The organism is Clostridium sp. YIM B02555 (genome assembly GCF_022320955.1).
In the GTDB taxonomy this organism is placed as follows: Bacteria; Bacillota; Clostridia; order Clostridiales; family Clostridiaceae; genus Clostridium; species Clostridium saccharoperbutylacetonicum.
This window is the reverse complement of the sequence record NZ_JAKJJY010000017.1, coordinates 16249-37390: the sequence shown is the minus strand read 5'-3', so window position 1 is coordinate 37390 and position 21142 is coordinate 16249. Positions and strand designations below refer to the sequence as shown.

19 protein-coding genes are annotated in these 21142 nt (G+C 29.1%); 17 read left to right on the top strand and 2 right to left on the bottom strand.

All coding sequences use genetic code 11. The annotated features are described in order from the left end of the window. Window positions 1–12: 12 nt before the first annotated feature. From L3B98_RS20065 to L3B98_RS20005, 13 genes are all read left to right on the top strand, one after another. A complete protein-coding gene (locus L3B98_RS20065; RefSeq protein WP_238918000.1) occupies window positions 13–7680 on the top strand; it encodes an RHS repeat-associated core domain-containing protein in 7668 nt (2555 codons plus the stop codon). A 19-nt stretch (window positions 7681–7699) separates the two neighbouring features. After that, window positions 7700–8038, top strand: a complete 339-nt coding sequence (locus tag L3B98_RS20060; protein ID WP_238917999.1) for a hypothetical protein — start codon at window positions 7700–7702, stop codon at window positions 8036–8038. 17 nt (window positions 8039–8055) lie between these two features. After that, on the top strand, window positions 8056–8697 hold the full coding sequence (locus L3B98_RS20055) for a hypothetical protein (RefSeq protein ID WP_238917998.1): 642 nt from the start codon (window positions 8056–8058) through the stop codon (window positions 8695–8697). 377 nt (window positions 8698–9074) lie between these two features. Then, window positions 9075–9452, top strand: a complete 378-nt coding sequence (locus tag L3B98_RS20050; protein WP_238917997.1) for an RHS repeat-associated core domain-containing protein — start codon at window positions 9075–9077, stop codon at window positions 9450–9452. Window positions 9453–9513: 61 nt separating this feature from the next. Further along, window positions 9514–9903: a hypothetical protein gene (locus tag L3B98_RS20045; RefSeq protein WP_238917996.1), complete on the top strand. Its 390-nt coding sequence runs from the start codon at window positions 9514–9516 to the stop codon at window positions 9901–9903. A 99-nt stretch (window positions 9904–10002) separates the two neighbouring features. Continuing rightward, window positions 10003–10593: a DUF4291 domain-containing protein gene (locus L3B98_RS20040; RefSeq protein WP_238917995.1), complete on the top strand. Its 591-nt coding sequence runs from the start codon at window positions 10003–10005 to the stop codon at window positions 10591–10593. Window positions 10594–10624: 31 nt separating this feature from the next. After that, on the top strand, window positions 10625–11011 hold the full coding sequence (locus L3B98_RS20035) for a hypothetical protein (protein ID WP_238917994.1): 387 nt from the start codon (window positions 10625–10627) through the stop codon (window positions 11009–11011). A gap of 244 nt (window positions 11012–11255) precedes the next feature. Beyond that, window positions 11256–12068: a DNA/RNA non-specific endonuclease gene (locus tag L3B98_RS29160; RefSeq protein ID WP_343073701.1), complete on the top strand. Its 813-nt coding sequence runs from the start codon at window positions 11256–11258 to the stop codon at window positions 12066–12068. Beyond that, entirely contained in the window at window positions 12069–12551 is a 483-nt protein-coding gene (locus tag L3B98_RS20025; protein ID WP_238917993.1) for an immunity protein YezG family protein, read from the top strand. Between the two features lie 274 nt (window positions 12552–12825). Then, window positions 12826–13677: an RHS repeat-associated core domain-containing protein gene (locus L3B98_RS20020; protein ID WP_343073700.1), complete on the top strand. Its 852-nt coding sequence runs from the start codon at window positions 12826–12828 to the stop codon at window positions 13675–13677. Then, window positions 13674–13985, top strand: coding sequence for a hypothetical protein (locus tag L3B98_RS20015; protein ID WP_238917991.1), 312 nt, complete (start codon window positions 13674–13676; stop codon window positions 13983–13985). Before L3B98_RS20020 ends, L3B98_RS20015 begins: the two co-directional genes overlap by 4 nt. A gap of 902 nt (window positions 13986–14887) precedes the next feature. Next, complete coding sequence (locus tag L3B98_RS20010; protein WP_238917990.1) at window positions 14888–15523, top strand: hypothetical protein; 636 nt, start codon at window positions 14888–14890, stop codon at window positions 15521–15523. Window positions 15524–15940: 417 nt separating this feature from the next. Next, complete coding sequence (locus L3B98_RS20005) at window positions 15941–16417, top strand: hypothetical protein (protein WP_238917989.1); 477 nt, start codon at window positions 15941–15943, stop codon at window positions 16415–16417. Window positions 16418–16640: 223 nt separating this feature from the next. Here L3B98_RS20005 and L3B98_RS20000 read toward each other — a convergent pair whose 3' ends face one another. Continuing rightward, window positions 16641–17498 carry a YitT family protein gene (locus L3B98_RS20000; protein ID WP_238917988.1) on the bottom strand — a complete coding sequence of 286 codons (858 nt, stop codon included), beginning with the start codon at window positions 17496–17498 and terminating at the stop codon, window positions 16641–16643. A 171-nt stretch (window positions 17499–17669) separates the two neighbouring features. On the opposite strand from L3B98_RS20000, the gene L3B98_RS19995 reads away from it, so the two are divergent. The 4 genes from L3B98_RS19995 to L3B98_RS19980 all read left to right on the top strand — a co-directional run bounded on the left by L3B98_RS19995 (window position 17670) and on the right by L3B98_RS19980 (window position 20804). Continuing rightward, on the top strand, window positions 17670–18230 hold the full coding sequence (locus tag L3B98_RS19995) for a hypothetical protein (protein ID WP_238917987.1): 561 nt from the start codon (window positions 17670–17672) through the stop codon (window positions 18228–18230). A gap of 176 nt (window positions 18231–18406) precedes the next feature. Continuing rightward, on the top strand, window positions 18407–19057 hold the full coding sequence (locus L3B98_RS19990; RefSeq protein ID WP_238917986.1) for a TetR/AcrR family transcriptional regulator: 651 nt from the start codon (window positions 18407–18409) through the stop codon (window positions 19055–19057). 35 nt (window positions 19058–19092) lie between these two features. Beyond that, complete coding sequence (locus tag L3B98_RS19985) at window positions 19093–19506, top strand: FMN-binding protein (protein WP_238917985.1); 414 nt, start codon at window positions 19093–19095, stop codon at window positions 19504–19506. 152 nt (window positions 19507–19658) lie between these two features. Beyond that, window positions 19659–20804 carry a leucine-rich repeat protein gene (locus L3B98_RS19980; protein WP_238917984.1) on the top strand — a complete coding sequence of 382 codons (1146 nt, stop codon included), beginning with the start codon at window positions 19659–19661 and terminating at the stop codon, window positions 20802–20804. 105 nt (window positions 20805–20909) lie between these two features. Here L3B98_RS19980 and L3B98_RS19975 read toward each other — a convergent pair whose 3' ends face one another. Then, window positions 20910–21083 (bottom strand): helix-turn-helix transcriptional regulator, encoded by a 174-nt coding sequence (locus tag L3B98_RS19975; protein WP_238917983.1) that lies wholly within the window; start codon window positions 21081–21083, stop codon window positions 20910–20912. Window positions 21084–21142 lie beyond the last annotated feature (59 nt).

The window sequence follows — 21142 nt, the reverse complement described above, 5'->3', positions numbered from 1 at the left end:
GGAGGGACTAATATGATGCTGACGTATAAAAGTTTGAAAATAGAAACACCTTATAATGCGCTTCAAGTTGAAGATATAGATATAGTATATCCTATTAATGACCATGCGTATTTAAAGGTAAAACTACTAATAGAAGATGGGAAAATATTAGAATATTTAAATAAAAATGTTAGTGAAGAAAAAATAACTGTATCAAGAATTGAAGAGACAGGTGAAGAAACTAAGCTATTTTTAGGAAAAATAAGTGAAGTTTTTATGACTTATGAAAGCAATGTTCAAGTTATGGAAATACATGCTATTTCTTATACAAAGGAATTTGATATTAAAAAGAATAGCAGAACTTTTTGTGATTTAGATATGACCTATCAAAAAGTTATAACAAAGGTGTTAGAAGCTTATTCTAATAAAGCCTTTACAGATAGTATAACAAATGGACAGGCAATAGGGGAATTTGTGCTTCAATATGAAGAAACAGATTGGGAATTTTTAAGGAGAATAGCAAGCCATTTTAATGGTGTGTTACTTGCTGAAGCTACAGAAGAGTATGGACGCTTTCACTTTGGAATACCAGAATTAAATAACAATGTGGAAATAAATAAAGAAGATTATGAAGTTGTAAAAAATATCGATAGCTATAATCAGCACACAGCTATGGGATTTGAAGAAAATTTTCTTCAGGAATATACAAACTGGGATATTATTAGTTCAATCAAATTAACCCTTGGTGAAAAAGTTTTATTTAATAAGATTGAATGTGTAGTAGCAAAAATTCATATTGAAGTTTACAAAGAAGAAATTAGGACAATATATACTTTAGGTCTTCAAAGAGGACTTAGAACATCACTTAAGGTAAATCATAAGATTTTTGGAATGAGTATTCCTGCAACAGTTAAAGATGTAAAAGGAAATACTATGAGTGTTCATTTTGAGATAGATCCAGTATATGAAGTTGGTTCAAATCAAAAATATTTCACTTATGCTATAGAAAGCAGTGCTTGGTATTGTATGCCAGAGAAGGAAAGTCAAGTTCATATATATTTCCCAACTAATGATGAAAAAGAAGCGATTGCAGTTCATTCAGTAAGAGTGGGAGGAGGTTCAGCTAAGACACAAAATCCAGATATTAAGTCATTTTCTCATACAGGTGGAAGTGAAATGAAATTAACACCAAGTGATATGAATTTTTCACCAGGTGGAGGAGGTGTAAGCTTAAACTTAGCTCAATCAGGAGATGTGTCTCTTAATGGGCAAAACATAAATCTTACAGCATCTGAAAATTTAGAGCTTGGAATGAGAAATGGAAGTGGAGACACGCCACCTTTTAGACCACAAAATGTAGAGGTTTCTGCCAAAAGCAAAATAGAAATAGTTAAGGGAAGCATTGGAATACAAATGGCGGATGCAACCTTTTTAAAGGGAAATACCATCAAATATGAAGGAAGTATTAAAGATCCAGCAGAGTTGCCAGATGAAATAGCTCATAGAAATGACGGAGATGCAGATAAAATAAAGGAAATTAATAATCAGGCTAAAGCGGAAATGGAAGCCAAAGTAGATGAGGCTAAAAGCAAGATTGGCTTTGGAGTAGTTGCTTCAGTTATTGGGGCAGTTGCAGTTGGAGTTGGGATTGCAGTATTTGCAGCTGCTACAGTTGCAACAGGAGGCTTAACTCTTGCTATAGCTGGAGTTGCAGTAGCCTCTGGTGCTACAGCGTTTACGGTAGGTATAGCTGAAGGTAAAGAAGGTTTGTCGGATTATAGTAAAGCTCAAAGTGGGGATTACTCGAAATCGGATAACTTTTTTAGGGATAAGATATGCGGTGGAAATGAGGCACTTTATAATGCTATAAAATATGGATCAGTTATGATAGCTGGAATAAGTACAGCTCTATTAACAGGTGGAGCATCTTTGCAGGAAATGGCACAGACAATGGGGAAAATTGGTCTTGATTCTGGTATCAATACAGGTTTTGAACTGCTCGCAGATTACGCAGATGATGGGCAAGTAAATAATGGATGGGAAAGCTATGCAAAGTCCTTTGCTTTAAACTGTGGCTTAAGTGGTGGAGGAACAACTGCATTTAAAGGGGTAGAAAAAGTTGGAAAAGTTGCAAAACTAGGCTGTTCAACATTAGGTAAAGTTAGGCTCGCTACAGATGTGGCTGTAGATATGGCAGGCCAATTGGCAACAACTGGAGATGCAAATCTAACAACTACATTAATAAGAAAATATGTTAGTAATAAAGTATGCTTCTCTGACCCAGTGGATGGAGCAACAGGAAGTTTATATATTCCAGCAACAGATATAGTCCTTCCAGATATTTATGAAGAATTTAAAATTGAAAGAAAATATGAATCTGTAAATAACAGAATAGGACTTCTTGGACTAGGATGGACAACAAATTTTGAAACTTGCCTTGGAGTTGAAGGAGATAAAATAAATGTACTTTGTCAAGATGGCCATATTGAAAGCTTTTATTTAAGAGATGAAGTTTGGGTAAATGATAAAGGCGGAGCTAAGATTTATTCTTTAAAACAAGAAAAGGATTATTGGATATTTAATACAGCTTTTGATAAGAAAACTTATAAGTATAATAGTTCAGGGAAATTAATAAATATAACTGACAGACATGGAAATAAGCTTTCTGTAAGTTATATAGGAGAAAATATAGAGACTTTAACTACATTCTCAAATTATAAGTTATTCTTTACTTATAAAGATGGAAAAGTAATCGAAATAAAAGATGAGCTAGGAAGAATAGTTAAGTATAAGTATGATGGCGATTATTTAACAGACGTTATTCATGTTGATCAAGGAATTACAAGATATACTTATGATGATAAGGGATATATAAGCAGCATAACAGACCAAAATGGACATACTTATACTAAGAACTTCTTTGATAATAAGGGAAGAGTAATACGTCAAGACTTCCCAAATAATGATACTTGTAAAATAACTTATGATGATTCAGAAAAAGAAGTAACCTTCTATTATACTAAGAGCCAAAGAACAGAAAAAACAAGATTTAATAAAGATGGCTTAATAACACATCTATTTTATGAAGATGGAAGCACAGAAGAATATAAATATGATGATTATCAAAATAAAATATATATAAAAGATAGAAATGGATATGAAACTCACAAGGTTTATGATGAATTTGGATATTTATTAAAAGAGATTTTACCAAATGGATTAATAACAGAATACACTTACGATGAAAATGGAAACATAATAAAAGAAGCAGATAATGAAGAAAAAGAAATTATATATGTTTATGATAACATTGGTAATTTAATAGAGAAGAAAACAAAACTTTCAGCATCAAATTGGACAACTGAAGGATTTACATATGATTCAAATGGAAGAATTTTAAGTAAGACAGATGGAAATGGAAGCAGTACAAGATATGAGTATGAATATCTTGGAGGTTTAGATGGAAAACTAGGAAAAGATCCAGTAAGGGTAATAACAAACAGTGGATATGAGTATGAATATACCTATGACAAAGTAGGCAGAAATACTGAAATAAGTACAAAGTATGGAACAATAGAATTTGGTTATAATAACTTAAATTTTGTAGCAAGTATAAAAGATGCTAATGGAAATGTGACAATAAAAAATTATGACAACATGGGGAATCTAACAAGTCTTTATACTCCAAATGCATGTATGAAGGGAAATATTTCTGATGAAGGCTACAAATACTCTTATGACCATATGGATAGGCTTATAAGCATAAAAAATCCACTTGGAATTGTAGAAAAAAACATAAGAGACAGTGAAGGAAATATAATAAAGGAAATAAATCCAAACTATTATAGTGATGAAACTTATGATGGAATTGGAGTAGAGTATGTCTATGATAAGGATAATAGAAAAATAAAAACAATTTATCCTGATGGAGGAATAGAAAGATTTTTCTATGACTCAAATGGAAATGTTATAAGGCATATAAGTCCGGAATATTATAATGCTGAAACAGATGATGGTTTAGGTTATAGTTATACTTATGATTCTATGAATAGATTAAGTTCAATAATAAATGAAGAAGGAATTGCAGAAAAGACTTTTGAATATGATCTTCATGGAAATATCATAAAAGAAATAGATGTTGAAGGAAATGCTATATTATTTAAATATGATTTAGTTGGAAATTTAATTGAAAAAAGAGTTCCAGTTGAGAAAGCTGAAGCAGAAATTAAGTATAACGTAACTTGCTATGAGTATGATAAAAATGGAAATAAGATACTTGAAAAGCATGGAATAACCTTAGTTTCTGAAAAGGAAGCTTGCAGTAATTATCATGAGATTTATTTTGAATATGATGAAGAAAACAGATTGATTAAAGTTAAAGATAAGTATGGAGCAAAAGCAAAATACAAATATGACTGCTTGAATAATAAGACTTATGAAAGCTTTAAGATAAATGATAAAACTACTAAAGCAATTCATTATATTTATGATAAAGTTGGAAATCTAGTACAAAAGAAAGAAGAAATAAACGGAGGCTTTGTAGCACCAGAAACTGCTGGTAAAAATATTTGGGCCGTAACAAATTATGAATATGACAAGAATGGCAATATAACAAAGATAATAACTCCAAAAGGCTTTGAAATAGGAAGGGTTTACGACAAGGCAGATAGAGTTATAGAGCAACATGAAAAAGATGAAGCTAATGGAATCTTTAGAAGTTATGTTTATAATTATGATAAAGCAGATAATGTAATCAGCATAAGTGAATATTCTGGAGAAGAAGCTAAGCTTATAAGTAACAAATTTATAAGAGAAAATGATTATAGAGTACATTGGACTGAAAGACATGAAAATAGGAAAGAAAATGAGAAGTTATTTGAAAAACTTAATTTCAAGGAAGATCAAAAGAAAAAGGCTTATACTTATGATGCTCAAAACAGACTTACTCATTTCATAAATGTTTCAGGAAATACAACAAGATTATTTTATGATAAAAATGATAGGATAATAAAACAAGTACTTCCAGAGCAATATAATGAAGCTAAAGATGATGGAGTTGGAACAACTTATACTTATAACTTAAAGGGAAAAGTTATTGAAGTTAAAAATGCTTTAGGAGAAACAATAACTAAAAATACTTATGATCCTAAAGGAAATATAAAAACTTCTATTGATGGAGAAAATAACAAGGTTGAATATACTTATACATTACTTGGGCAAATTAAAGATATAGTTACTCCAAATTCAAGAAAAGAAAATAAAGCAGCTCAAAGCTACAAGTATGATGCAAGAGGAAATATTACTGGAATTACTGATGGTAATGGAAATCAAACAAGCTATCTTCTCGATGATTGGGGAAGAATAATTCAAATAACAACACCAGAAGGTGGAGTTGAGAAATATACTTATGACTATGCAGGAAATATAACAAGTACAACAGATGCAAATGGTGGAACTATAGAATATATCTACAACAGTTTAGGACAAGTATGTGAAATAAGAGATCAAGAAGGAAATAGTGAATATTTCTATTATGATAAGGAAGGAAATCTTACAAAGCATATTGATAGAAATCAGAATCATGTAGATAGAAGCTATAACGTAGATAGAAATATAGTGTCAGTAAAAGCATATCAAGTTGATGAGGAAGCAATTGAATTAGAAGCAAAGAAAACTGAAGAAGCTAGACTAAAAGCAATTGAAGAGGCTAATAGAAAGTCAGAAGAAGGCTTCGTGACTAGTCCATTAGCTCAAAGTTCTCGAAGAAGAAGCTTTACAGAAAGATTAAAAGATAGGAAAGAAAAGCATGAGCAAGAAGAAAAGTTAAATAAAACAAATGGAGCTGAAAAAGCAGAAGATCCAAATAAAAATAAGCTAAAGGTAGTGGAGCAAAGATTTAAATATAATCCAGATGGAACTTTGAAAAATGCATATACAGGAAATATGCAATATGAATATGCTTATAATATTGAAGGAATGCTTGAAAGAAAGAGTGCTTCTGGAAAAACTCTTTTAACCTATACTTATGATAAAAATAATAATATAAAAACGATTAAGGACATCACAGGAAAAAGCAGTATTTACAGCTATGATGAAGTTGATAGAGTTAAGTTAATTCAAGATGATAATCAAAATAATCTTGCTATTTATGATTATTATAAAAATGATAGTATAAAATCTGTTACTGTTGGAAATGGCTTAAAGACAGATTATACTTATGATGGTGATGGAAATGTCCAAAGCTTAGTTACGATATCATCAAATGGTGAAGTTTTAGTAGATTATAATTATGCTTACGATTTAAATGGAAACAGACTTCAAAAAGTAAGTTCAAAGCATAAGAACTTCTATAGCTATGACTCAATGAATCGCCTTGTTGATTCAAGTTATGATGAACGAAAAGAAAGCTTCACATATGATAAAGTTGGAAACAGATTAACTAAGACTACAAATGATATTAGCGAAAAGTATGTTTATAATGTTAAAAATCAATTAAAAGAACTTCATAACAAAAATGGAGTAAACTACTTTACATATGATAAACAAGGAAATACAATAAAAGAAGAGACTTCAACTGGAAATAATATATTTGAGTACAATACTTTTAATCAGCAAGTTAAGGCGATAACTAAAGAAGGAAATACTTTAGTTAGTAGGTATGATACTGAAGGTTTAAGAGCTGAGATTGAAGAAAATGAAAAATTAACTAAGTTTATTTTCCATAAGTATAATGTTTTAGTTGAGGCTGATAAGGATTATACTGTTGTTTCTAGATTTACTAGAGGATATGAAGTAGTTGCAGCTGATATTGCAGATTCAGAAGACGGATTAAATATAGAAGAATCTAAATTGAAGAGCTATTTCTATACTGTTGATGAACAAGGTAGTACAATATTTATTAGTGATAAGAATCAGCAAGTTAAAAATGAGTATTGGTATGATGCTTTTGGAAATGTTCTTGAAGCACAAGAACAGATTCATAATAGGATAACTTATACGGGACAACAGTTTGATGGAATCACAGGGCAGTATTATTTAAGAGCTAGATTCTATAATCCTGTAATTGGTAGATTTACTCAAGAAGATATTTATCGTGGTGATGGATTAAATCTTTATGCTTATTGTTCTAATAATCCTATTAGGTATTATGATCCAAGTGGCTTTGAAAAAGTATCTATGCACGATACAGTAAAGGAAATAAAAGAAAAGAATAATGGAAAAGTAGTCGTAGGAGTAGATGAGCATTCAATAGTTTTTAGAGTTATAAGAAAAGATGAGTTAGATACAATAGGACAAGGTATTATACCTAAGAACATCAATGATAAAAAATTTACTCCGGAAGATCATGTAGCAAATAAAAATAATAGTACATCTTATAATTCAACAACAATTAATATAGCTAAAGCAGAGAGATGGGCTAAAAAAACAAATAATGATATAGTTAGTATAGATTTGAGTAAGTTACCTGATAAGCAGAGAATTGTAGACTTAACTACTGATGACATGAGGAAAGTAAGACTTAATGGAAATGAAACTGCTATGAAGTATGCAAAACAATCATCAGAGGTTCTAATACAGGGACAAATAAATGGTGAAGCGGTTAAAGTTTTAAGTAAATCTGATATAGAGGCTATAAAAAAAGATCCAAAGCAACAAGCCACAATAAAAAGGGAATGCAAAAGTGGGAGAGCGCATAAGTAAAATTGGTAAGGAGACTAATATGGAAAAGAAAGGAACTCTTATAGAAAAGAAATTAATAGAAGATTTGAGAAATAATATTTTAGGATTAGAAGATGACGAAATGGGATTTTTGGTTAGACTAAGAGACGGAGAAGGACTAGATAAAAAAAAATTAGAAAATACATATGTGATATTAGATAAGATGATATCTATATATGATAATTATAATCAGATAGATAAGAAGGTAATTGAATTAATTATGAACATTCCAAGGGATATGGATAGTTTTGTTGAGTGGAATCCAGAATGTAAGGAGGATATTGAAACAGCGATTGTTAAATTTTTAAGATATATTAGCAGAATACTTAAAACAGAGTAAAGGGCGATGATATTATAATGAGCATAAAAAGAATATTTAGGTATATTAAAGAATTTGAAATAGAAGAAATAGATGTGAATATGCAGAACTCGGATGGAAGAAGTTTTAAAGAAAAACAAAATAATGTAAAAAGGTTACATGAAAGATTTAATGAAATGTATAAAACTGAAAAAGTTTTAGAAATTTCAACAAAATCTCCTGTAGAATTGGGTAGACAATTAAGTGCTTTTAATCTTAAATATAATTTTAACAATAAGGAATACCCACTTGAATGTGTTTTTCAATCAAGTAAAGTATTTGAAAGAGGTGGACCTTACAAAGATTTACTTGGAATAGAGCCATTTGAAGTTAAGAAAGATAGAAGATTAAGGAGTTCAGGAAATTTGGTTGGATTTAATCTTGAGAATATGAATTATCCATTAGAGCCTAAAACATTATTCTATGATTGGATATATATAAATGCATTAAGTAGAAAACCTAATCTTTATAAAGAACTTATAATTTATAATGCATTTACAGATATAGAGTTTAATCCAGAAAAAGCAATTAATTGTCAAGCAAAATCTGTTGCTTTATTTATCTCATTATATAAACAAGGATTATTAAATGATGCATTGTCTAATATGGAGATATTTAAAAAGCTTCTTTATAAAAAGTAAAGATTAAAAATAATAAACAAGGTAGCTATGAATTAAAGGTTACCTTGTTTTCAATATTCCAATATATTCATTTGAAGTAATCTAGAGTAAATACTTTCATATATGATAAACAAGGAAATACGATATAAGAAGAGACTTCAACTGGAAATAATATCTTTGAGTATAATACTTTAAATCAGCAAGTTAAGGCGATAACTAAAGAAGGAAATACTTTAGTAAGCAGATATGATACTGAAGGATTAAGAGCTGAGATTGAAGAAAATGAAAAATTAACTAAGTTTATTTTCCATAAGGATAATGTTTTAGTTGAGGCTGATAAAGACTTTAATGTAATTTCTAGATTTACAAGAGGTTATGAGGTTGTTTCTGCGGATATTTTGGAATTGAGCGAAGGCGAAGAAGTTAACCTAAATAGGAATTATTATACTGTTGATGAGCAAGGTAGTACAGTATTTATTACTGATGGAAATCAAAGTGTTAAAAATGAATACTGGTATGATGCATTTGGAAATGTTCTTCATAGTAAAAAACAGGTTCATAATAGGATAACTTATACTGGGCAACAGTTTACTGGACAATATTATTTAAGAGCTAGATTCTATAATCCTGTAATTGGTAGATTTACGCAGGAGGATATTTATAGGGGCGATGGACTTAATCTTTATGCTTATTGTGGGAATAATCCTGTTAGGTATTATGATTATAGTGGATACCAAAAAATTACAGAGAAGTGTTTAGAAAAAAGGAAACAGTAAAAGTGGAAGTGAAGATGGTAATAACGTTGAGAGCAATCTAGTACTATATAGGAAAATGAGTATGGAAGAAGCTTTAGTTACTAATGAACAACAAAAACTACAACCTGCTGCATTTGGTAAAGATTCATCAAAATGGACTACAACTAATATAGAAAAACTTACAAAACCAGAAAAGTTAGGCGGATTTACCAATGATACTGTTCTTCCAGGTACAACTGAATGCATAGTGAAATTTGAATTAAATCCTGAATATTATGAATATATACAAAAAACAGCAGTACCTCAACGTGGTTCAAAGAAATCTCCTAATATAAAGTTTCACCATGAAGGATTTGAAAATAAGAAAGAAGGTATAAACTATGGAATAACTCCTCAAGAATTAGATAAATTTAATGATAAGAATAATTTGATAAATGTTGAGATTGTAGAAGGAACAACCAAAACGAAATAGTTAATAAAAGTTTAATTAATAGATAACGGATTATAAACTTAAAATAGATGTTGGTAAATTTGTTATCTATTATAACTAAGGAAAGTGTGAAGTAACAAAATGTCAAAGTTAAAAAATATATCAGCAAAATTTGATGAAAAAACCATTACAATATATCAAGGATACAATGATAAAATAGCAGATGAAGCTTTAAAAACAGGCACTTTTGGCGAAAGTTTTGACCTAGATAGAATGTCATGGATTAAAACATCTTTCTTGTGGATGATGCATAGATCAGGATGGGGAACGAAGGAGGGACAAGAGAGGATTTTATCAATAGAAATTTTTAGGGATGGATTTAATGAAATCATATCTAAAGCTGTTTTATCAAAATATAGAGATAAATTAGGTATTTATAAAACTCAAAATGAATGGAGACATAAATTAAAAATTTCAGATGTAATATGTCAGTGGGATCCTGATGTAGATATATATGGTACAAAAATTGACAGAATGGCTATTCAACTTGGAATGAGAGGGAATACTCTAGAAAGATATGTCAAAGAATATATTTATAAGATTAATGACATTTCTGAAGATGTGTTTAGATGGAGAAAAGAAATTGAAAAAGGAAATTTTGAAACGAGTTTATTGCCGGAAGAGAGAGAATATTATATAAGTGATGATATAAAAAGAAATTTAGGGATATAATATTTAACTAGAATATTATGGAGGTTAAATCATGAAAGACAAAGATACTATAAGGGAATTATTAATTGACGCAATACATTATGATTTAGAAGCTAGAAATTATTTTGAAAAAAATCTCAATAATCGAGAGTTGTTAGATTTATTAGTAGAATTTGCACTAGATGATTATTCAAGCGATGCAAGTATGGGAGCTGCTTATTGGATATCCAAGTTTTCAAAGGAGTTGTTGTATGAAATTGAAGATAAGCTGTTGAAACTTCAGGAATATGAACTTGATAATATTGTACTTCCTATATTAGTGGCACTAGGAAGAATTAAATCTAAGAATGGATTAAAGTTTCTCATAGAAAAAAGAATTGAACCAAGAATGGGATGGGAAGCAAAAGCATTAAAATATTATTTGGATTATATTAAATAGTTTCGGCAGTTTAGCTTCTAAAATGAAACAATTGAAATCAGTAGTATTTTAGTGGTTTATAAAATGTATTAAATTAGGAGAATTTTTATTATAAATTGAAACCTCATTTTTGTTAAGCTATTAACTGAAATGAGGTTTTATAAATTGAGAAAAAAATCACCATAATAGTGTAGAATCATAATAGAAACTCATAGTACAACATACATTACATATAAGGATGGGCAGATGTTGATCATTTTCTAGTATTTACAGCAGATATAGAAGTTTCCTCAAAGAGAACATTACTAACAGGGATAAGCAAGTTAGAAATGAGTATTATTATGATGCATTTGGAAATGTTCTTCATAGTAAAGAACAGGTTCATAATAGGATAACCTATACTGGGCAGCAGTATGACAGCATAACTCAACAGTATTATTTGAGGGCTAGGTTCTATAATTCTGTAATTGGTAGGTTTACGCAGGAGGATATTTATCGTGGAGATGGATTAAATCTTTATGCTTATTGTGGAAATAATCCTGTTGTTTATTATGATCCTAGTGGTTATATGGATTGTAAGAGTAAAACAAAATCAGCTAACGGAAATCATTTTGATGGTGAATATACACTAAAACCTAATGAAACTTATACTGTAAATGGATATGGTTATAAAACTGATAATTTAGGTAGAATAACAAATGCAAGTGGACAATTAAAAGAAGTGTTACCAAAGGATAAGAGAAAGAGAAATAACAAACATCAGTTAGAGGCAGGTGGAGAAGATAGAATAACAATTAAAGGCAATAAAGATCATGGAGGACATTTAATTGCTATAATATTTGATGGATCACCATTAGTTGATAATATTGTTGCGATGATTGGAAATGTAAATACAAGTGCTTATAAAAAATTAGAAAATATGTGGGCGGATGCAGTTAAAGCTAAGCAAAAAGTTGTAGTTGATATAAGTCCTAAATATAAAGGAGATTCTCTTAGACCAGATAGTTTTAGAATAAAATATAGTATAGATGGAGTTAAGGCTAAAGCAGTAGTAAAGAACATAAAAGGAGGAAAATAAATGATTTTAAACAATAATTGTGTTAATGAAATATACGAAAAGATTGCGACCAAATTAGATGAAATCATACCAGTGGAATGGGAAAAAATTATTTTATATTCTGAGGTAACAGAGGATTTGATAATATCGTATTTTTATTTTTATGAAAATACTAAGAATGAACCAGTATATAGTTTAGATATAGATGAAAAATATGATTTAGATGATGAAGGGATAGAAGAATTATCAGATGAATTGGATGAATATTTAAGAGAATTGTGGAATGTTTTTTCATTAGAAAAACAGCAACAATGGACAAATCTTACTTTATATTTAAATAATAAAGGGGAATTTAATATTGACTATGATTATAGTGATTTAAGTAGTAGTGATCCGTATAAACAACATCTTATTTGGAGATATGAAAAACTGGGATTGTATCCGGAAAATAATAGAGAAAGAGATATCAAAATAATAGAAGATTATATAAAAAATAAGAATTAGGTTAAGTTTTGAAAATATAAATTCTAGCTTAAGGCCAAATATAGTTTAAGAGTAAAATAGTCTACACAATTGTTAAAAGGTGTGGGCTATTTTATGTGTAGCACAATAATTTTATAGGAGCAGATATAATACTGAAGGTTTAAGAGCTGAAATTGAAGAAAATGAAAAATTAACTAAGTTTATTTTCCATAAGGAAAATGTTTTAGTTGAGGCTGATAATGATTGGAATGTTGTTTCTAGATTTACTAGAGATTATGAGGTTGTTGCTGCTGATATTTCAGAATTAGGTGAGGAACAAAATTTAGCATCAGAATTTAAACTAGACAGACATTACTATACTGTTGATGAACAGGGAAGTACAGTATTTATTAGTGATAAGAATCAGCAAGTTAAAAATGAGTATTGGTATGATGCTTTTGGAAATGTGCTTCATGGTAAAGAGCAAGTTCATAATAGAATTACTTATAAAGGACAGCAGTATGATGGTGTTACTAGTCAATATTATTTAAGAGCGAGATTCTATAATCCTGTAATTGGTAGATTTACTCAAGAAGATATTTATCGTGGTGATGGATTAAATCTTTATGCTTATTGTTCTAATAATCCTATTATATATTATGATCCTAGTGGATATATGGAGATTGATGGGTGTAAAGATAAAGGTAATAATTTGGCGGGGGAGGCTGAAAGTGAATACTTCTATCGAACAATGTCAGATAAAGAATATGCTAAGTTGGAGAAGAATAATATATTGACGAAACGTGAAAAAGGAGCAAGTGAGTTAAAAGTAACGACAGAATCAGATTATGTATTAAATGACTTATCTAAGCGTGTTAACCAAGGGAGTAAAGATAGCAAGAGTGTTAAGTTTGAATTAGAGTCTGGAACAAGAGATGGTTTGATAGAATTAGGAGGTACTCATATTTCTGCCGCTGAAGATTTTCCAAATTTGCCACGATTTAAACCAGGGTCAGGATTGGTAGAGGTTAAATATGAGCGAAATGAAATGCTAAGTTTGGGATTAGGTACTAGTCAACAAGGTCTGGAGCTGTTTAATAATAATATAAAAAGTATACATGTTATTGACTCTACAAGTAATGAATGGAAGGAGATATTCAAAAAATGAATGAAGCTATAGTATCAAATTTAGTCGAAATTTATATGCCTAAACTTGATGTTGCAAGAAACGCATATCCACATTCCAAGGCAACAGATGTTCTTAAAGAATTTTCATGTAAGGTTAAATTATTAAAAGGAGTTGAAGGTGAAATTGAATCCTATTTAAAAGAATCTATTTCTCTAGTTTGGATAGGAAGTAAAGAAGGAATAGATTTTATATCAAGAGCATGTGATTCAGCAGTCGAGAGGATTGCAGATATGGCAAAGTATTGGTCAGCTTGGATAGCTGATGATGACGATGATGACAGCGAATAATAAATATATAATTTGGATGTAACCGATACAGACTAAATGTATGTAAGAGCAAACTTATTATAAAGATTTTATAAATTAGATGAAAAAAACATTTGAAGCAGTAATAAAAATAATAGTAGGATAGCCTACATCTTGATAAAAGGTGTAGGCTATCTTACTATTATTAAAAATTTGTTAGGAAAAGGAGATTATTTAACAGATGTTATTTTAGTCACTCACAAGCTCAATATTTACCAGGCATAGATAATAAGTCTATAAAAAAACAAGCATTATTCAATGGAAAAGCTATGAATAAAGGAAATACAACAACTGTGTATTATTTTTATGATACAGGAAAAATAATAGGATATGATGATTGTAAGCCTACAAGTAACTAAGTTCAGGAACGTATCATGGACATCTAATGTCGTTAGAGAGGGTTGGAAAGTATTTATCTATAAATGAAACCTCATTTTTGTTAAACTAATAACAGAAATGAGGTTTTATATTTAAATAATTGATGTTGTAGTTTTATGATGCTCTTACTTGCAAGTCAGCTTGAATCAATCATTGTATTCAAAATTGTGTTGATGCGATTGTTAGAACAAAGAATAACAATAATAATAGTATTAAGGAAGTGATAAAGAAGATAAATAAATATTTAGAAGACTGAGAAAACACTTTTCAATGCAGCGAGAAAATGTAAGATTTTTATTAAAAGGACTATAAATCATTAAATATAAATTAGAAATATAGAAAAATCTAATATTCAGTCTATGAGAAGCGGAAATAGGATTGTAAAATATATAGAGACAATTTATAAAAAAAGAATGTCGTAATAAAAACAATAGTTATTTAAAAAATAATAATTCATGTGGATGCAAAGGACTTAGTTTTAAATGTTGATAAGGAGCTAATATAATATGGTGAAAAAAACTATTGTAGCTGAACAAATGTTAAATGAATATAACTACTATATATGGGAGGTTATGTTTGAATTAAGAGCAGCAGAAGGTTTAGATAATGTTAAAATGCAAAAAGCATTTGAAATACTAGAAGAAATGAGTATTATATACAAAGAACAAAATCAGATAGATAAAATAGTAGTAGAATCATTTATAACTATACCAGGAAATATGTTTTTAATTAGCAAAGAAGACATAATACAAGGAAAAGAAATAGAATTGGTATCTAAGAAACTTTCTGAATATCGTAAGAATATATTACAAAATTATAAGAAAAATATATGTACAATCGTGGATAAAAATTTGATAAACGAACTCAGAGAAAGTAGCATAGGAAAAGAAGGTTTTTTAACTTTAGTTGATAAATGTAATATTTATGAGAAACAGAAAGTTAAAAATACATTTGAAATTGTAGAGAAAATGATAGATGTGTATAAGGGAAAAAAATTTATAGATACTGAGGTTGGATATATATTAATCTCAATCTATGAGTATTTATGTACGCCAAATCTTCAAAACAGTAGAGAAATATTGAATAATGTTAGTTCACAATTTCAAACATACTTAAGAATGTTAGTTGAAGTTGATGGATAATGTTATTCCCTAGTTATACAAGGCTATCACTAGTTGATATTATTAGAGCTAATGATATTAAGCTTAAAAGAATTAAATGAACAGCATAGTGAGAAATTGTAAGGCTTTTGTTAAGTATTATATCTCATCTAATATAATCAGAATTTGTTTTTAATAGTACTTAAATAGTGAAACAACCTAATACCGAAGAAATAATATTCGGTAATGAGAAAGTCTGGCTATTTTAGAGAAGAGTAAAGATTATCAGGTAAAATATAAAGGAAATATCGATAAAAACACATGTAATTGTAGCAAAGGTTAGATTACTGAGAATAAGGTGTTATATATTTTAAATATAGTAAATAGTGTTCTAACAGCAATTAATATACAAGATACAAAAGATTTACTTAATAAATATATGAAGGGAAAATAAATATTATGAAATATACTATTAGAAAACTTTTTGAAGTTATTGATGAAGTTAAAGATGAAAATGAGTTTTTTTATGAATTAGAAGGTGGAGATGAAGGTGCAGATTACTTTATTGAATTAATAACAAATTTTTCACCAAGAGAAAAAGAGATTATTAAATCAGAGTGTCATGAACAGTGTTTAAGTAATTTAAGTTTAGGAGAACAAGAGGTAGATGTAGATGGGTTTCTAGTATTTGAACGTATGGCACATGAAGAAGATTACAGAATTTTAAGAGTTAATAGTATAGATGAAGTTGAAAAAATTATTTTTGGAAAAGCTGGGATAACTAATATGTTTACCGCAGATATAGTAGTTTTGGAAAACGGAAAACGAAAGAAATACTCTATAAAAGATAAGAAAGGAAATATCATAAACTTCGAAGATTTTTATAGAAAAGATTATAAAGATTTAGATGATGAGTATTTTCTTCAATGGCTTTAGATATATACATAGTTATTGTTTTTTACTAGGCGGTAAACTACCTAGTGTATATTAAAATAAAGCGGCTATCCGATAAAGATTGGTCGCATATATAATTCTTAGTTACTTTTTTACCTCATTTTGGCCAAGAATAACCAAAATGAGGTTTTACAATTAAGAAAAATTATTTTTCTATGAGTTTGTCTTTTCTATCTAAATTAAGATAGGTATATAATGAATATCATTAGTGAATAGCCTTTTTACTATATCTCTTTCCAGAAGCTTCAACACTGGTAACAGTTACTAATGCATCTTCGTCAAAATCGTTGACTATTCCTTTTAACTTTGCAATTTCTAGTCTTGATACAACTACATAGATGACATTTGTTGATTTGCCTTTATAAGCACCTTCTCCATGTAATAAGGTGACACCTCTTCCAAGTCTGTCAGTTAATGCTTCAGAAATATCTTTATTTTTTTCAGATACAATGATTACTGCTTTTGACTCATCGAGACCTTCAACGGTAATGTCTATAGCTTTAAAAGCAATGAAGTATGCCATTAGTGAATACATTGCTCTATCCCAGCCAAATAATATACCAGACCCACCTAATATAAATAAATTAATGAACATTACGATTTCTCCAATTGAGAAACTACTTCTTTTATCCATGATAATTGCAACTATTTCAGTTCCATCTAAAGAACCGCCATTTCTTATAATTATACCTACGCCAACGCCTAGTATAATTCCGCCAAATATAGTTGCTAGTAGTATGTCTTTAGTTATACCTGGTATTGGATGTAAAAAAGATACGCCAATTGATAAGCATATAACGGAAAATAAGGTTGATAGAGCAAAGGTCTTACCTATTTGCTTATATCCCAAAACTAGGAAAGGTATATTTAAGATAAATACAAATAACCCTAAAGGTAAATTTGTTATATAACTTGCCATTATGGATATACCTGTTATTCCACCATCGATTATGTTATTAGGGATTAAAAAGATTTCTAGACCTATTGAGGCAAGAACTGAACCTATGCTCATCAATACAACTCTATAGACAAGAGTTAAAATGTGATTATTCTTACTTTTCATATAATCGCCTCCTATTTTATTTTTATACGTTCTTTATGCATATTATACTATAGTTTAGCCTAATTACAAAATTATCAATATGTATCTATAAAAAGTATATTCAAAAATTGAAGAAAAAATTTCAAAATAATGGTAAAATGTAATTAATATATGGATGTAGGAGGAGAAGTTATGGGAAAGACTTTGGTAATTGATTTAGAAGATGTTTGTCTACAGGGAGACATATTAGATGTAGGAGAAAAAAATCTTGGAATTATCTACAATATATCAAAGGACGCAGAAGAGGAGTTATCCTTAGATTATGTTGATAATAATAGTAAAATAAATTTGAAAAGTAGAAAATATGATGCATGCACTTTCTTTTTTGATTTAAATAAGATATGGACGAGCTTTGAAAAGGAGCGATTAATAAAGGAGATGAGCTCATATATAAAAGATTCTGGAGAAATATTTATTTGGGATATTAATAAAGAAAGAGGAAAAGTATTTAATAATAAAATAAAGGTTATCTTACCAAAAGGAAAAGTCAAGGAATTTACTTTCAAAAATTTAAATATACTTTTAAGTTCAAATATTGAAGAAATAAAAAAAATTCTTGTTAAATATTTTAAAATAGAGGAAGTTAAAGCTTGGGAAGATGTTTTTTTTGTAAGAGGAACTAAGTTAAAAACTGAAGTTATAGTAGAAGAAAAAATTGATTGTGAAAGTACTAATTATAGCTGTTTAACATAAATTAATTCCTGCTAATTTTGTCCCCACTAGGAGGGGATTTTTTTTGCATAAAAATGAATTTTGTTGCAAAAACTATAAGTAAAGTATTGATAACTTGACACTAAATATAACCTAAAGTATACTAAGGGTATACTTTAGGTTATATTTAGTGAAGTTGGTAAATTGGAGGAATAAAAATGGGGATGCTTGAACGAAAAGAAAAGGAAAAGCAAATTAGAAGAAATGACATAATCAATGCAGCAGAAAAAGTATTTGTTGATAAAGGTTTTGAAAATTCAACAATGGATGATATAGCTAAAGAAGCTGAATTTACTAAGAAAACTATATATTCGTATTTTAGCAGTAAGGAAGAATTATATTATGAAATAATGCTAAAAGGATTTTTAATGATAAATGAACTGGTGGAGAAAAAGTTATCTGAAATCTCTGATAAGACAGAAAGTGAAAAAATAAAAACTATGGGTATGTGTTTTATTGAATTCAAAGATAAATATCCTGCACACTTTAAAGCAATGATGGACTATCAAAATAAAGATGAGGATTTTCATAGTAAAAATAAATCAACAATAGTCGGGAAGTGCTATGAAGAAGGCGAAGTGACTATAGATATTTTAAAGAAATGTGTGGCTAGAGGAATTGAAACAGGAGAATTTTCAAATAAGATTGATCCTATAGCAATTGTATTTACACTATGGTCACATTTAATGGGACTAATATGGTTAATTGATAAAAAAGAAAAGTACATAAATAACAGCTACAACAAAACAATGTCAGAATTAATTGAGGTGGGGTTTGAAATTGTAATTAACTCAATAAGAAGTAATTAGAATTGTGTAAGATAAAGGATTAAAGGAGTTTTTGTATGATTAATGTAAAAAATATTCTGATTATAGTCATTTGTATTTTGATTTTATGTGGTGGAGTATATGGTATTAAATATTTTATGGATATTAAACAATATAAAGAAGCTATAAAAGAAATTAAAATAGCATATGTTGATTTGTCAAGAATAAAAGATGGAAATTATCCAGGTGAATTTGAGACATCTTTTATTGGAGCTGAAGTTAATGTTAAAGTTGAAAAACATAAGATAGTAGATATTGAATTAGTTAAACATAAAAATGAAAGAGGAAAGAAGGCAGAGATTATTCCAGAAGAAGTAGTACAAGCTCAATCTCTTCAAGTCGATACGGTTTCAGGTGCTACTAATAGTTCTAAAGTTATTTTAAAAGCTATTGAAAATGCGTTAGAAAGTGCAGATAAGATTAAGCAATGAATGTTAATTGAATTGAAAACTGTTGTTTGTAATGCCTTTAAAGGACTAACACTAAATTGCAAGAATAAGTAATATTAAAATAAATTCTAATATGTTATACTTAATAAATAATGGTAATGTAATACATATAAGAGGGGATAGGGATTATAAAAATGAAAAAACTAAAATTAACTAAAGTAATAGCTAGTACATTAGTAATAGCTTCAGTATTAGCATTAAATCCAATAGGTGCAAGTGCAGAATGGGAAAGCGATCCTAGAGGCTGGTGGTACACAGAAGGTAATTCATGGGCTACCGGTTGGAGGCTAATTAATTCTAAATGGTATTATTTTGATTCTAAAGGTTATATGGCTAAAGATACAACAATTGATGGATATTATGTAAATGATAGTGGTGCACGTGCAGAGATTACAATAAGTGGTGATTTTAAATTTGATAAATCAACTGGTACAATAGTAGAATATATTGGTTCTGATAGCTCAGTAGTGATACCAAATAAAATTGATGGTACTGATATAAAACGTATAAGATTTACTTCAGCTTCTAGCTGCAAGAATTTAACCAGCATAACAATACCAGATAGTACAACGGGTATAGAATCTATAGTGTGTATGAATTGTAGTAATTTAACACATGTAGATATTCCAAATAGTGTAAAACGTATAGGCGCATTTGCATTTAATGGATGCACTAATTTAAAAAGTATAGCAATTCCGGATAGTGTAAAAATTATAAATGAAGCCGCCTTTAGAGGGTGTAAGAGTTTAAACAGCATAATTATTCCAAATAGTGTGCAGTCTATTGGGCCTAAGGCATTTGCTGGATGTAGTGGTTTAACAACTTTAACAATTCCAAATAGTGTAACAAATATAGGGGATGGTATATTTCAGAATTGCATTAATTTAACAAACATAACAATTCCGGATAGTGTAAAAACCATAGGCTATGGTGCATTTAGTGGTTGTAGCAGTTTAAGCAACATAAAAATGCCAAATGGTATAACAATCATAAACGAGATTGAATTTCAAGGTTGTAGTAGTTTAAGTAGCATAGTGATACCAAATGGTGTAACAAGTATACAAAAAGAGGCATTTGAAGGCTGCACAAATTTAACAAGCATAACTATTCCAGATAGTGTAACAAGCATAGCAAATTACGTAAATAGTCCAAGTGGTGGTATAGGAATTAATCCATTTCAAGATTGTACAAAAGCTACAATTTATGTAAAGAGTGAAAAAACGAAACAACTTTTAATTAATTCTGGTGTAAGTGCAAGCAAAATCATAGTAAGTGCTTGATCATAAACAAAAAATAAGTAATAGTTTTATAGAGTAGTGTGAATTTGGTGGTGGAACAATCTTATCATATAGCTTAAACAATGCCACAGGATCAATCTCATAAAATTAAGCTAAGTTAAATAGTACTGTATCAGAAGGAATATTTAATCCACGTTTCAACAATGAAAGATAATTCATGCTAATATGCACCTTTTTTGCAACTTTAAAAATTGATAATTTGGTTTCTTTTCTTAGTTTCTTTAGTGCTTTGCCTGCAATTTTTAACTCTGTTTCATTCATATGGTATACTCCTTATATTATTAATAGTTTTAAGTAAAAAATTATATTTTATACAAAGT